This is a genomic window from Acidovorax sp. FJL06 (assembly GCF_003852545.1).
Taxonomy (GTDB): Bacteria; Pseudomonadota; Gammaproteobacteria; order Burkholderiales; family Burkholderiaceae_C; genus Acidovorax.
The window spans coordinates 39,659-54,108 of sequence record NZ_QAJR01000015.1 but is presented as its reverse complement, the minus strand read 5'-3'; the positions used below and the strand labels follow the sequence as shown (position 1 = coordinate 54,108).

Genomic DNA, 14,450 nt, shown 5'->3' with positions numbered 1-14,450 from the left:
GCAGGGGATAATTAAGGGTTCGCGTTTTCCCTTAAAACCCCACCGCCATGACCACGACGACCATTCGCCAAGAAGACCTGATCGAATCCATTGCCGGCGCGCTGCAGTACATCAGCTACTACCACCCCACCGACTACATCGCCCACCTGGCCCGCGCCTACGAGCGCGAGAAGAGCCCAGCGGCCAAGGATGCGATCGCGCAGATCCTGACCAACAGCAAGATGAGCGCCACCGGCCAGCGCCCCATCTGCCAGGACACCGGCATCGTCAACGTCTTCCTGAAAGTGGGCATGGACGTGCGCTGGGAGGGCTTCACCGGCAGCCTGGACGACGCCATCAACGAAGGCGTGCGCCGGGGCTACAACCACCCCGACAACACCCTGCGCGCCTCGGTCGTGGCCGACCCGCAGTTCGCCCGCAAGAACACCAAGGACAACACCCCCGCCGTGATCTTCACCGAGATCGTGCCCGGCAGCACCGTGGACATCACCGTGGCGGCCAAGGGCGGCGGCTCGGAGAACAAGTCCAAGATGTACATGCTCAACCCCGGCGACAACGTGGTGGACTGGGTACTCAAGACCGTGCCCACCATGGGCGCTGGCTGGTGCCCGCCCGGCATGCTGGGCATTGGCATTGGCGGCACGGCCGAAAAGGCCGTGCTCATGGCCAAGGAAAGCCTGATGGACGACCTGGACATGTACGAACTGCAGGCCAAGGCCGAAGCCGCCAAGACCGGCGGCCCCGCGCTCGACAAGGTCGAGGAGCTGCGCCTGGAGCTGTTTGAAAAGGTCAACGCCCTGGGCATCGGCGCCCAAGGCCTGGGCGGCCTGACCACGGTGCTGGACGTCAAGATCAAGATGTACCCCACGCACGCGGCCAGCAAACCGATTGCGATGATCCCCAACTGCGCCGCCACGCGCCACGCGCACTTCGTGATGGACGGCTCGGGCCCCGTGTACCTCACGCCCCCCAGCCTGGACCTGTGGCCCAACGTGGACTGGGCGCCCGACTACAACAAGAGCAAGAAGGTCAACCTCGACACGCTGACCAAGGAAGAAGTGGCCAGCTGGAAGCCGGGCGACACGCTGCTGCTCAACGGCAAGATGCTGACCGGCCGCGATGCCGCACACAAGCGCATCCAGGACATGCTGGCCAAGGGCGAAAAACTGCCCGTGGACTTCACCAACCGCATCATTTACTACGTGGGCCCCGTGGACCCCGTGAAGGGCGAGGCCGTGGGCCCCGCAGGCCCCACCACCGCCACGCGCATGGACGGCTTCACCGAGATGATGCTGGCCCAGACCGGCCTGATCGCCATGGTGGGCAAGGCCGAGCGCGGCCCGGTCGCCATCGAGGCCATCAAGAAGCACCAGAGCGCCTACCTGATGGCCGTGGGCGGCGCCGCCTACCTGGTCAGCAAGGCCATCAAGACCGCCAAGGTCGTGGGCTTTGCCGACCTGGGCATGGAAGCCATCTACGAATTCGACGTGGTGGACATGCCTGTGACCGTGGCCGTGGACGCTGGCGGCACCAGCGCCCACATCACCGGCCCGGCCGAGTGGCAAAAGCGCATCGCCTCGGGCGAGTTCAAGGGCATTGGCGTGGCGGCTGCCTGAGATCCGCGTATCGCCCGGCGCCGGTTCACGGCTCCCGGGCACCGCCCTGCCACAACCGCCTTCGGGCGGTTTTTTCATGGGTATCCGCCATGCCCGGCACGGTGGCCACGTCTTTCCTACAATCCACGCTTTACTCCAACTGCCAGCGCTTGGTTTCTGATGCCACAGGCCTCCTCTCCCATCGGTGTTTTTGACAGTGGCGTCGGTGGGCTGAGCGTGTTGCGCGCGCTGCTGGCCGCGATGCCCCACGAACGTTTCGTGTACCTGGCCGACAGCGCCAACGCGCCCTATGGCGAGCGGGGCGACGCCTATGTGGCGGCACGCACCCATGCCATCACGCAGTACCTGTGTGAGCAGCACCAGATCAAGGCCCTGGTGGTGGCCTGCAACACGGCCACGGCAGCAGCCATCCATGAAGTACGCAGCCGCCACCCCGCGTTGCCCCTGGTGGGCCTGGAGCCTGCCGTGAAGCCCGCCCTGGCAGTCACCAAGACAGGGCATGTGGGCGTGATCGGCACCCGGGGCACGCTCACCAGCGCCAAGTTCGGCAAGCTGATGGCCTCGCTGGCCGACCAGGCCCATTTTGTGGTGCAGCCCTGCGATGGCCTGGCCCATGCCATTGAGCGCAGCGTGGCGCAGCCAGAGCCGCCCCCAGAAAGCACCGGCGCCGCCGTCGGCAGCACCGAAACCGGCGCCCTGTGCCAGCGCTACATCGAGGCCATGGGCCCGTTTGGCACGGCGCCCGGGCAGATGGACACCCTGGTGCTGGGCTGCACGCACTACATCTTCGTGGCCCATGAGCTGCGCGCGCTGGTCGGGCCCGGCGTGCAGTTCATCGAGACCGGCGAGCCCGTGGCGCGCCAGACACAGCGCCTGCTGGCGGCGGCCGACTTGCTGCGTGTGCCTGCGGAAACACCGCCAGGCCAGCCCCCTGCACAGCCGCCTGGGGCCACACCCCCGGTGCAGCTGTTGACCACCGGCCCCGTCACCATGCTGGAGGCCGCTGCGCAGCGCTGGCTGGACCTGCCCGCGAGTTGCTGCCAGTCTGTGCAGGTGCCCTGATTCAAAGCCAAAACTGGCTTCTGCGCCCGCCCACCAAGCCCATAAAGCTATTAAAACAATAGCAAATCAAGCCTTGGCGGCATAGCCCTCAAGACAGCTCCGCGCCCCACAGCCGGGTGCCTGCATGCTCCACATGCGTCAGGTACAGGCGCAGGTCGAACTCGTACTGGTGGTACTGCGGCTCCATGTGGGTGCACAGCTGGTAGAAGGCCTTGCCATGGTCCTTCTCGCGCAGGTGGGCCAGTTCGTGGACAACGATCATGCGCAGGAATTCGTCCGGCGCCTGCTTGAACATCGCGGCAATGCGGATCTCGTGCTTGGCCGTCAACCGGTTGCCCTGCACACGCGACACTGCGGTATGCAAGCCCAGCGCATGGCGCACCACATGGATCTTGTTGTCGAACAACACCTTGTTGACCGTGCCCGCATTGCGCAGGTAGCGCGCCTTCAGCTCCTGCGCGTAGTCGTACAGCGCCTTGTCGCTGCGCACGGCATGGGCTGCGGGGTACTTGCGTTGCAGAACCGCCCCCAGCTTTCCCTGCGCCAGCAGATCGCGCGCCTGTTCCTGCAGGGCCGCAGGGTAGGAGCGCAGGTAGGGAAGGTCAGAGGTCATCACAGGAAGTGGCATGGCGGCATGGCTGCCACGGGGTGACAAAGCTGCGGCCGGGCAGGCGTGCCGGCCACATGGGTCTCAGCAAGCCGGTGCAGCCGCCCTGCTCCGTCGAGCGCCTTGCGCAGAGAGGATGTCAGTGCAGGTGGCGGGGACGGCGGCCACCGCCACCGCCATGACCGCTGGCAGGGCCACCCGGGCCACGTGGCGGCTTGCCGATTTCCAGCGAGTTCACCAGCGCATCAAAACGCTGGCTGAACAGCTTGTCGATCTCAGCCACCACGCCCCCCAACTCGGCGCCATCAAAGTGGCGCTCCATCATGTTCACCACGTCCTGAACCAGCAGATCACGCTGCACCTGCATGATGGCGGCCGGGGTGGGGCCCACAAACAGCATGACAAAGTCGTCGCGCGACTCGGCCCCTTGCTCTTCCTCTTCTTCGTCAAAGTCGGCGTCGTAGAACGTGACCTCGATCGCGGCCCCCTGCTCGGCCAGCTCGTTGAGGCTCATGCACATCTCGTCGAGCGACTGGCGAAAGTCCTCATCGCCCCGCACGGTCCAGCACATCTGCAGCAGATGCTCCTGTGCATCGAACTTGATGCCGGGCTCTTCTTCGTAGGCACTGGCCGCGCCATCGGCCAGCGAACGGGCTCCGGCGTACTTCCACAAGGGTTTGAGGGCCTCCTGGAGCTGGTCAAAACTCGCATCAGCGCGCAAGGGGACCTGTCCGTGGACGTGGATTTCAAAGGGAGCGTTGTAACTTGACATGATTGAATCGTAGTGGTGCCCCGAGCCGGGGTCGAACCGGCACGCCCCTTTTCAGGAAAGCGGCGGATTTTAAGTCCGCAGTGTCTACCAATTTCACCATCGGGGCGCCGGCTGCTGAGCGCACACCTGCGTTGCAGCGTAACCCGGGCAGCGCATGCGCGCAATGCCCTGTCGCATCTCTGGCCACAGACTGCCGCTTGAAAAACGACACGGCCCGGACCACCAATAAAAAAGGGAAGCCGAAGCTTCCCTTTAAGAATATGGAGCGGGAAAAGAGTCTCGAACTCTCGACCTCAACCTTGGCAAGGTTGCGCTCTACCAACTGAGCTATTCCCGCATTTTCTTGCCGCCCTAACGTTTCCATCAGTGCTTGTTAGCAAGACTCAAATTATATCGCTATTTTTGGCCTCATTCGATTGCTGACCAAAAATTTTTCCAATCACCTACCAGCCTTGCTCATTTCCGTCACAGCACAGAACCCGAAAGATCCTGAGCCACCAACGGTACAGACCGTATCTGGAGGCGCGGTCCGGAGTCGAACCGGACTAACCGGATTTGCAATCCGGGGCATAACCGCTTTGCTACCGCGCCAGGAATTCACATCCCTCTGACAAAAAAGGGAAGCATTCGCTTCCCTTTTTCTGGAAATTGGAGCGGGAAAAGAGTCTCGAACTCTCGACCTCAACCTTGGCAAGGTTGCGCTCTACCAACTGAGCTATTCCCGCATTTACCGAAGCCTTACATTCTACAACGTTTGCTGCGATGGAATGAATTGTAGCGCATTTTTTGGGGCTCCCCAAAAAAATTTGCGTCAATGTTTCAAACCATCGACCACTGACGACGCAACGGCCGCTTTTTCGGCCGGAGCCGCTGCGACCACCGCCACGTCCTCATCCGTCAGCGGCACAGGTTTGCTCTCCAGCGCGACTTCCAGCACCTTGTCGATCCAGCGCACCGGCACGATCTCCAGCCCGCTCTTGACGTTGTCCGGGATCTCGGCGAGATCCTTCACGTTTTCTTCGGGAATCAGCACCGTCTTGATGCCACCGCGCAGCGCCGCCAGCAGCTTTTCCTTGAGTCCCCCGATGGCAGTGACTTCACCGCGCAGCGTGATTTCCCCCGTCATGGCCACATCGCCGCGCACGGGGATGCCCGTGAGCGCCGACACAAACGCGGTGGTCATCGCCGCCCCGGCGCTCGGGCCGTCCTTGGGCGTGGCGCCGTCTGGCACGTGGATATGGATGTCGCGCTTCTCGAAGGCTTCGTCCTTGATGCCCAGAATGCGCGCCCGGCTGCGCACCACGGTGCGTGCGGCCTCCACCGATTCCTTCATCACATCGCCCAGCGAACCGGTGCGCGTGATCACGCCCTTGCCGGGCATGATGGCCGCTTCGATGGTCAGCAGATCGCCGCCCACTTCGGTCCAGGCCAGTCCCACCACCTGCCCCACCTGGTTTTGCAACTCGGCGCGGCCATAGGTGTACTTGCGCACGCCCAGGAAGTCGGGCAGGTTGTCCGCCGTCACCACCACCTGGGGCGTGAGCTTCTTGAGCTGCAGGCCCTTGACCACCTTGCGGCAGATCTTGGACAGCTCGCGCTCGAGCGAGCGCACACCGGCTTCACGGGTGTAGTAGCGCACCATGTCGCGCACGGCAGGCTCGGTGATCAGCAGTTCCTCATCCTTCACGCCATTGTTCTTGAGCTGCTTGGGCAGCAGGTACTTCATGGCGATGCTGGTCTTCTCGTCCTCGGTGTAACCCGACAGGCGGATCACTTCCATGCGGTCGAGCAGGGCCGGCGGGATGTTCATCGAGTTCGACGTGGCGACGAACATCACGTCGGACAGGTCGAAGTCCACCTCGACGTAGTGGTCGCCGAAAGTGTGGTTCTGCTCGGGGTCCAGCACTTCCAGCAGCGCGCTCGATGGGTCGCCGCGGAAGTCGGTGCCGAGCTTGTCGATCTCGTCCAGCAGGAACAGCGGATTGCGCGTGCCCACCTTGGACAGGCTCTGCAGCACCTTGCCCGGCAGCGCACCGATGTAGGTGCGGCGGTGCCCGCGGATCTCGGCCTCGTCGCGCATGCCGCCCAGGGCCATGCGCACGTACTTGCGGCCCGTGGCCTTGGCAATGGACTGCCCCAGCGAGGTCTTGCCCACACCTGGAGGGCCCACCAGGCACAGGATGGGCGCCTTGACCTTGTCCACGCGCTGCTGCACTGCAAGGTACTCAAGGATGCGGTCCTTGACCTTGTCGAGGCCAAAGTGGTCTTCGTTGAGCACCCCCTCGGCATTGACCAGGTCGTGCTTGATCTTGGTCTTCTTGCTCCACGGAAGCGCCGTGAGCACGTCGATGTAGTTGCGCACCACGGTGGCCTCGGCCGACATGGGCGACATGAGCTTGAGCTTCTTGAGTTCTGCGTCGGCCTTCTTGCGCGCTTCGGCAGGCATCTTGGCGAGCTTGATCTTCTTCTCGATCTCTTCGATGTCAGCGCCTTCGTCGCCCTCGCCCAGTTCCTTCTGGATGGCCTTGACCTGTTCGTTCAGGTAGAAGTCGCGCTGATTCTTCTCCATCTGGCGCTTCACACGGCCACGGATCTTCTTGTCGACATTCAGGATGTCGACTTCGCGATCGAGCTGCTCGAACAGGTTTTCGAGGCGCGCCTTCACGTCCGACAGATCCAGTACCACCTGCTTGTTTTCGAGCTTGAGCGGCAGATGGGCAGCGATGGTGTCGGCCAGGCGACCGGGATCGTCGATGCTGGAAATGGAGGTAAGGATCTCGGGCGGGATCTTCTTGTTGAGTTTGACGTACTGGTCAAACTGCTGCATCACCGCGCGGCGCAGGGCCTCGATCTCGCTGGGCTTGTTGGCCTCGGGCGTGGCCTCGACCGGCGTAACAGTCGCCATGAAATGCGTTTCGGTGTCGTCGATGGAGGCGACCAGCGCGCGCTGCTGCCCTTCGACCAACACCTTCACCGTGCCGTCGGGCAGCTTGAGCATCTGCAGGATAGTGGAGACGCAGCCGACATCGAACATGTCCGACACCGAAGGCTCATCCTTGGCAGCTGCCTTCTGGGCGACCAGCATGATGCGGCGGTCGGCCTCCATGGCCATCTCAAGCGCCTTGATGCTCTTGGGACGGCCCACGAAGAGCGGGATCACCATGTGGGGGAACACCACCACATCGCGCAAGGGCAACAGTGGCAGGTCGATGGGGGTGGCTGGCAGGGGGGTATGTCCGGACATGGAAATCCTCAAAGTGCTCTGTGGAAGTGGTTCCACATGTGGGGATTTTCAACCCTTGCACGCAGCCGTACTGGCGCAAGGGTTGATGGTTCAAGGGGCGGCAACAGAGCGCCCGCTCCGGTCTTCTCAGAAGGTATGAATGAATCCGGCGTGGCCGAGCGGGCCGCACAAACGGGCGCCATCAAGGCGCAAAGCGCAGCCATAGCTCGGGCTATGGCGAGCATTTGCAACGCCGAGGGGGTGCGTTTTTGCGGGACGAGCGGGCATGGTGGATTCGCTCACACCTTCTCAGGCCTTCTTGGCCGCCTCGCGGTAGACGAGCAGCGGCGGCTTGTTCTCTTCGATGGTGGATTCGTCCACCACCACCTTTTCGACATTGCTGGTATTGGGCAGGTCGAACATCGTGCCGATCAGCGATTGTTCCAGGATCGAGCGCAATCCGCGCGCACCTGTCTTGCGGGCCAGGGCCTTGCGGGCAATGGCCTTGAGTGCCGCAGGGCGGATCTCCAGGTCCACACCTTCCATCGACAACAGCTTGCTGTACTGCTTGACGAGCGCGTTCTTGGGCTCGGTCAGGATCTGCACGAGCGCATCCTCGCTCAGCTCGGCCAGCGCGGTCACCACGGGCATGCGGCCCACCAGCTCGGGGATGAGGCCGAACTTGATCAGGTCCTCGGGCTCGATCTCGGTGAACACCTCGGTCAGCGAACGCTGCTTCTTGCTCTTGACCGATGCGCCAAAGCCGATGCCCGAGGCCTCGGTGCGGTTCTCGATGACCTTCTCCAGGCCCGCGAACGCGCCGCCGCAGATGAACAGGATGTTGGTCGTGTCGATCTGCAGGAAATCCTGGTTCGGGTGCTTGCGCCCGCCCTGGGGCGGCACGCTAGCCATGGTGCCTTCGATGAGCTTGAGCAGCGCCTGCTGCACGCCCTCGCCCGACACGTCGCGCGTGATGCTGGGGTTGTCGGACTTGCGCGAGATCTTGTCGATCTCGTCGATGTAGACAATGCCGCGCTGGGCACGCTCGACCTCGTAGTTGCAGCTTTGCAGCAGCTTCTGGACGATGTTCTCCACGTCCTCGCCCACATAGCCGGCTTCGGTCAAGGTGGTGGCGTCGGCCATCACGAAGGGCACGTCCAGCATGCGCGCCAGGGTCTGGGCCAGCAGCGTCTTGCCCGAGCCCGTGGGCCCGATCAGCAGGATGTTGCTCTTGGACAGCTCCACGTCGTCCTTGTGGGCCTTGTCCTTGTGCCGCAGCCGTTTGTAGTGGTTGTAGACCGCCACCGCCAGCGTGCGCTTGGCCACTTCCTGGCCAATCACGTAGTTGTCGAGGTTGGTCTTGATCTCCACCGGCGTGGGCAGGTCGCTGCGGCCTTCGCGGGCCAGGTCACCGGCCGGAAGTTCGTCGCGAATGATCTCGTTGCACAGGTCAATGCACTCGTCGCAGATAAAGACCGACGGGCCGGCGATCAGCTTCTTCACTTCATGCTGGCTTTTGCCGCAGAAAGAGCAGTAAAGGGTTTTTTCGCTGGAAGAGCCTTTTTTCTCGGCCATGGGGGCAATGCCTTGTTACGTACGGAAAGTTGTCGGGATGATAACCAAATAAAAAACGGCGTCTTCCCCCGGGGAAAACGCCGCTGTGCGAGCCTTGGCGATCAGGAGCGCTTGCTGATCACCTGGTCCACCAGGCCGTATTCCTTGGCCTCGTCGGCCGACAGGAAATAATCGCGCTCGGTGTCGCGCTGGATCTTCTCCAGCGACTGGCCCGTGCGCTCGGCCAGGATGCTGTTGAGCTGCTCGCGGGTCTTGAGGATCTCGCGCGCGTGGATCTCGATCTCGGTGGCCTGGCCCTGCATGCCGCCCAGCGGCTGGTGGATCATGACCTTGGAGTTGGGCAGCGCAAAACGCTTGCCCTTGGCCCCTGCTGCCAGCAGGAAGGCGCCCATGCTGGCCGCCATGCCCGTGCACAGGGTCGAGACATCGGGCTTGATGAAGTTCATGGTGTCAAAGATCGCCATGCCGGCGCTCACCGAACCGCCCGGGGAGTTGATGTAGAACGAAATGTCCTTGTCGGGGTTTTCGCTCTCCAGGAACAGCAGCTGCGCCACCACCAGGTTGGCGGTCTGGTCATTGACCGGACCCACCAGAAAAATCACGCGCTCCTTGAGCAGGCGCGAGTAGATGTCATAGGACCGTTCGCCACGGCCCGACTGCTCGATGACCATGGGGACCATGCCCAGGCCTTGTGTTTCCAATGCGCTCATGTTTTCTCCAGTCAAGCAGGTACTGTACCCAGAAATGAATTGGGGCTTGTGCACGAAAGCACAAGCCCCTGTGTGTGACGGAAACAACCGGGCAGTTCGGCAACAAGCCGCCCGGCCAGGCCCATCAGCCCTGCTGGGCCATCAGTTCGTCAAACGACACGGCCTTCTCGACCACCTTGGCCTTGCCCAGCACGAATTCGGTCACGTTGTTTTCGATCACAACGGCTTCGACTTCGGCCAGACGCTGGCGGTCGCCGAAGTACCAGCGCACCACGTCTTCGGGCTTCTCGTAGCTGGCGGCCAGCTCGTCGATGTGGGCCTTGAGCTGCTCGGGCTTGGCCTGCAGTTCGTTGGCGCGCACCAGCTCGGCCAGCACCAGGCCCAGGCGCACGCGGCGCTCGGCTTGGGGGCGGAACACGTCTTCAGGGATCTCGGCCTTGTCGGCGTCCTTGATGCCACGCTGCTTGAGCTCGGCGCGGGCGCCTTCCAGCAGGCGGGCGATTTCAGCCTGGATGCTGGCATTGGGCAGGTCCAGTTCGGCCTTGGCCACCAGGGCGTCCATCACGGCTTGCTTGTTGCGGGCCAGCAGGCGGAACTTGACTTCGCGCTCCAGGTTCTTCTTGATGTCGGCGCGCAGGCCGTCCACGGAACCGTCGGCAATGCCCAGCGACTTGGCCAAGGCGTCATTCACTTCGGGCAGGTGGGCGGCTTCGATCTTCTTCACGGTCACGAGGAAGTCGGCGGTCTTGCCGGCCACATCCTTGCCATGGTATTCAGCAGGGAAGGCCAGGGGGAAGGTCTTGCTTTCGCCCGACTTCATGCCACGCACGGCGTCTTCGAATTCCTTGAGCATCTGGCCTTCGCCCACCAGGAACTGGAAGTCTTCGGCCTTGCCGCCGTCAAACGGCTCGCCGTCGATCTTGCCTTCGAAGTCCACGGTCACGCGATCACCGTCTTGCGCAGCGGCGTCGAGGGCGCGCTGGGCGAAGCTGCGGCGCTGCTTGCGCAGGATGTCGATGGTCTTGTCGATGGCGGCATCGGTCACTTCGGCCGACAGCTTTTCGACTTCGGCGTCCGACAGGTCGGCGATCTTGACTTCAGGGAACACTTCGAAGATGGCGTCAAAAGTCACCTGACCTTCTGGAGCGCCTTCTTTTTCGGTGATGCGGGGCTGGCCGGCCACACGCAGGTTGGCTTCATTGGCGGCCACGGCAAAGGCTTCACCGACCTTGTCGTTGAGCACTTCGTACTGCACCGAGTAGCCATAGCGCTGGGCCACCACGTTCATGGGCACCTTGCCAGGACGGAAACCGTCCATCTTCACGGTGCGAGCCAGGCGCTTGAGGCGCGTGTCGACTTCGGACTGGATCAGGGTAACGGGCACGCTCAGCGTGATCTTGCGCTCGAGCTTCTCAAGGGTTTCAACAGTAACGGCCATGGCTATTCCTCTTATGAATGTGGATCGTGCTGGCTGCAGCGCAGCAGCGCCGTGTTCCGCAAAGTCTCACATGGGTGGTGCGCGGGGGGGGACTCGAACCCCCACACCATTGCTGGCGTCAGGACCTAAACCTGGTGCGTCTACCAATTTCGCCACCCGCGCGGTTCTACAACAAACAAACAGGCGGCAACCTCAGCTGCCGCCTGCATGAAATCGGTCAACCTTCTATTTTACCCTGATGCGGGCAGAGTGGGAATCAAACCCCTCCAAGAACCTCTGGCGCGGGCCGTTTGACCCGGAACCAGGCGGCATACATCGCAGGCAGCGCCAGCAGCGTGAGCACGGTGGCTACGACCAGCCCGCCCATGATGGCCACGGCCATTGGCCCCCAGAACACACTGCGCGACAGCGGGATCATGGCCAGCACCGCCGCGGCGGCCGTGAGCACGATGGGGCGCAGGCGGCGCACGGCCGACTCGACGATGGCGTCCCACGCCGGCACGCCCCGGGCGCGGTCCTGCTCGATCTGGTCGATCAGGATCACCGAGTTGCGCTGGATCATGCCCATGAGCGCGATCACGCCCAGCAGCGCCACAAAGCCGAAGGGCCGGTTGAGCAGCAGCAGCGCCGCCGCCACGCCCGCCATGCCCAGCGGGCCGGTCAGGAACACCAGCATGGCGCGGCTGAAGCTGTGCAGTTGCAGCATCAGCAGCGTGAACGTGATGAACAGCATGATCGGAATGCCTGCCGCGATCGAGGCCGAGCCCTTGGAGCTTTCCTCCACCGCGCCCGCCACCTCGATGCGGTAGCCCGTCTGCCCGGCCTCGCGCCACTTCGCCTCGATCTCCTTGAGGGACGGCAGCAGCGCCGCCGTCACCGTGGCGCCCTGCAGGCCCTCGGTCACGTCGCCCTGCACCGTGATGGCGTAGTTGCGGTTTTCGCGCCACATCACGCCCGGCTCCCAGGTGAACACGGGCTTGGCGATCTGCGTGAGCGGGATCGACTTGCCCGAGGCCGTGGGCAGGTAGGCGTTGGCGATGTCGGTGATGGCGTTGCGCTCATCCAGCGGCTGGCGCAGCAGGATGTCGATGAGCTTGTCGCCCTCGCGGAACTGCCCCACCTGGGTGCCCGAAAGGATGGTCTTGGAGGCCTGCGCAATCGACTGGCTCGTCACGCCCAGGGCGCGCGCCTTGGCCTGGTCGACCTCCAGGCGCAGCACCTTCACGGACTCGTTCCAGTTGTCGTTCACGCCCCGCATGTCGGGGTTCTGGCGCAGCTGGGCCTTCACCTCGTCGGCACGCTCGCGCAGCACCAGCGGGTCCGGGCCCACCACACGGAACTGCACGGGGTAGGGCACGGGCGGTCCGTTGGGCAGCAGCTTGACGCGGCCGCGCACTTCAGGGAACTCCTGCGCCAACAAGGCCGGCAGCTTCACCCGCAGGGATTCGCGCAGCTTCAGGTCCTGCGGCAGCACGATGAACTGCGACACATTGCTCTGCGGGAACACCTGGTCCAGCGGCAGGTAAAAGCGCGGCACGCCCGAGCCCACCCAGGTGCTGACGGCGGTGACGCCCGGCTCGGAGAGCAGGCGCTGCTCCACGCGCTTGGTCACGTCCTCATTGCCCGCGAACGAGGTGCCCTCCGGGAACCAGATGTCCACCATGATCTCGGGGCGGCTCGAATCGGGGAAAAACTGCTGCTGCACCTTGCCCATGCCCACGATACCCAGCACAAAGGTCAGGATGGTGATGCCGATGGTGAGCCAGCGGTGCGCCACGCACCAGTTCACCAGGCGGCGAAAGGCCGTATAGAACGGGCTGTCGAAGACCTCGTGCGGGTCGTCGGTGATGCCCTTGTGGGCTTGCGCAGCCAGCACATGGGGCGGCACCTTGAGCAGCAGCGTGCCCAGGTAGGGCACGAAGTACACCGACACGATCCAGCTGAGCACCAGCGCAATCACCGTCACCGCAAAAATGGCGAAGGTGTATTCCCCCGTGGTGGACTTGGCGATGCCGATCGGCAAGAAGCCCGCCGCCGTGATCAGCGTGCCCGTGAGCATGGGCATGGCCGTGATTTCGTAGGCAAAGGTGGCGGCGCGCACCTTGTCGTAGCCCTCTTCGAGCTTGAGCACCATCATCTCGACCGCGATGATCGCGTCGTCCACCAGCAGGCCCAAGGCAATGATGAGCGAGCCCAGCGAAATCTTGTGCAGGCCAATGCCCCAGTACCACATGGCCAGGAAGGTCACGGCCAGCACCAACGGAATCGTGATGCCCACCACCAGGCCCGGGCGCGGGTCGATGTACCAGCGCTTCCACAGCGGGTTGTTGCCAGGGCGCTTGTGGAAACCCAGCGCGACAAAACTCACGGCCAGCACAATGACCACAGCCTCGATCAGCACCTTGACGAACTCGTTCACCGAGCTCGCCACGGCCTTGGGCTGGTCTTGCACATTGACCAGTTTCACCCCCGCCGGCAGCGTGCCGGCGATGCGGTCGGTGGCCTGGTGCAGCGCCTTGCCCAGCGCAATGATGTCGCCACCCTTGGCCATGGACACGCCCAGTGCAATCACCTCCTGCCCCTGGTGGCGCACCTTCACCGTGGCCGGATCCACATAGCCGCGCTTGACTTCGGCAATGTCCGACAGACGCAGCTGCGCACCCGATGCCCCCCGGATCGGCATGGCCTGCAGCTCCTCGATGGCGTTGAACTGCCCCTGCACCCGCACCTGCACCTGGTCCTGCGGCGTCTGCACGGCGCCCGCACTTTCCACTGCGTTCTGCTGGCCCAGCTGGGCCAGCACGGCGTTCATGTCCAGGCCCAGCTGCGACAGGCGCTTTTGCGAAATCTCGATGAACAGCTTTTCGTCCTGCACGCCAAACAGCTCGACCTTGGCCACGTCGGGCACGCGCAGCAGCTGTTGGCGCGCGTCATCGGCAAATGCTTTCAGTTCGGCGTAGCTGAAACCCTCGGATTCGAGCGCGTAGATCACGCCATACACGTCGCCGAAGTCGTCGTTGAAGAACGGGCCCTGGATGCCCTGCGGCAGGGTGTAGCGCATATCGCCCACCTTCTTGCGCACGCTGTACCAGACATTGGCCACATCGCCAGGCTTGGACGAGTCCTTGATCTGGAAAATGATCTGTGACTCGCCGGGCTTGGAGTAGCTGCGGATCTTGTCGGCATACGGCACCTCCTGCAGCGTGCGCTCGATCTTGTCGGTGACCTGCTCGGCCACCTGCTGCGCCGTCGCGCCCGGCCAATAGGTGCGCACCACCATGGCGCGGAAGGTGAACGGCGGGTCTTCGTCCTGCCCCAGCTGGAAGTAGGCCGCAAAGCCCAGCAGCATCAGCACCACCATGAGGTAGCGGGTGAGCGCCGGGTGGTCGAGCGCCCATTTGGAGAGGTTGAACCCCTCTTTGGGTTGTTGTTGTGTCATGGCAGGCC

General features: G+C 63.4%; 9 protein-coding genes and 5 tRNA genes. 2 read left to right on the top strand and 12 right to left on the bottom strand.

Annotated features, from left to right (window positions below; all coding sequences use genetic code 11):
• The first annotated feature begins 47 nt into the window (after nucleotides 1-47).
• Both DBV10_RS09330 and DBV10_RS09325 read left to right on the top strand, forming a co-directional pair.
• The gene (locus tag DBV10_RS09330; RefSeq protein WP_124512872.1) at nucleotides 48-1,616 is read left to right on the top strand and encodes a fumarate hydratase; all 1,569 of its coding nucleotides are present in this window, start codon (nucleotides 48-50) and stop codon (nucleotides 1,614-1,616) included.
• Between the two features lie 159 nt (nucleotides 1,617-1,775).
• On the top strand, nucleotides 1,776-2,678 hold the full coding sequence (locus tag DBV10_RS09325) for a glutamate racemase (protein ID WP_124512870.1): 903 nt from the start codon (nucleotides 1,776-1,778) through the stop codon (nucleotides 2,676-2,678).
• Nucleotides 2,679-2,766: 88 nt separating this feature from the next.
• Here the strand turns inward: DBV10_RS09325 and DBV10_RS09320 are convergent, their stop codons facing one another.
• From DBV10_RS09320 to DBV10_RS09265, 12 genes are all read right to left on the bottom strand, one after another.
• On the bottom strand, nucleotides 2,767-3,291 hold the full coding sequence (locus DBV10_RS09320; RefSeq protein ID WP_124512868.1) for a M48 family metallopeptidase: 525 nt from the start codon (nucleotides 3,289-3,291) through the stop codon (nucleotides 2,767-2,769).
• A gap of 133 nt (nucleotides 3,292-3,424) precedes the next feature.
• Complete coding sequence (locus tag DBV10_RS09315) at nucleotides 3,425-4,057, bottom strand: DUF6806 family protein (RefSeq protein WP_124512866.1); 633 nt, start codon at nucleotides 4,055-4,057, stop codon at nucleotides 3,425-3,427.
• A gap of 13 nt (nucleotides 4,058-4,070) precedes the next feature.
• Nucleotides 4,071-4,163, bottom strand: a tRNA-Leu gene (locus DBV10_RS09310).
• Nucleotides 4,164-4,318: 155 nt separating this feature from the next.
• Nucleotides 4,319-4,394, bottom strand: a tRNA-Gly gene (locus DBV10_RS09305).
• Nucleotides 4,395-4,574: 180 nt separating this feature from the next.
• Nucleotides 4,575-4,648: transfer RNA gene (locus DBV10_RS09300), tRNA-Cys, on the bottom strand.
• 58 nt (nucleotides 4,649-4,706) lie between these two features.
• Nucleotides 4,707-4,782: transfer RNA gene (locus DBV10_RS09295), tRNA-Gly, on the bottom strand.
• An 86-nt stretch (nucleotides 4,783-4,868) separates the two neighbouring features.
• A complete protein-coding gene (lon, locus tag DBV10_RS09290) occupies nucleotides 4,869-7,301 on the bottom strand; it encodes an endopeptidase La (RefSeq protein WP_124512864.1) in 2,433 nt (810 codons plus the stop codon).
• A gap of 288 nt (nucleotides 7,302-7,589) precedes the next feature.
• A complete protein-coding gene (clpX, locus tag DBV10_RS09285; RefSeq protein ID WP_124512862.1) occupies nucleotides 7,590-8,855 on the bottom strand; it encodes an ATP-dependent Clp protease ATP-binding subunit ClpX in 1,266 nt (421 codons plus the stop codon).
• 101 nt (nucleotides 8,856-8,956) lie between these two features.
• The gene (gene clpP, locus DBV10_RS09280; protein ID WP_124512860.1) at nucleotides 8,957-9,565 is read right to left on the bottom strand and encodes an ATP-dependent Clp endopeptidase proteolytic subunit ClpP; all 609 of its coding nucleotides are present in this window, start codon (nucleotides 9,563-9,565) and stop codon (nucleotides 8,957-8,959) included.
• 124 nt (nucleotides 9,566-9,689) lie between these two features.
• Nucleotides 9,690-11,003, bottom strand: a complete 1,314-nt coding sequence (gene tig, locus DBV10_RS09275; protein ID WP_124512857.1) for a trigger factor — start codon at nucleotides 11,001-11,003, stop codon at nucleotides 9,690-9,692.
• 75 nt (nucleotides 11,004-11,078) lie between these two features.
• A tRNA-Leu gene (locus DBV10_RS09270) sits at nucleotides 11,079-11,165 on the bottom strand.
• A gap of 94 nt (nucleotides 11,166-11,259) precedes the next feature.
• Nucleotides 11,260-14,442 carry an efflux RND transporter permease subunit gene (locus tag DBV10_RS09265; protein WP_124512855.1) on the bottom strand — a complete coding sequence of 1,061 codons (3,183 nt, stop codon included), beginning with the start codon at nucleotides 14,440-14,442 and terminating at the stop codon, nucleotides 11,260-11,262.
• Nucleotides 14,443-14,450: the final 8 nt, after the last annotated feature.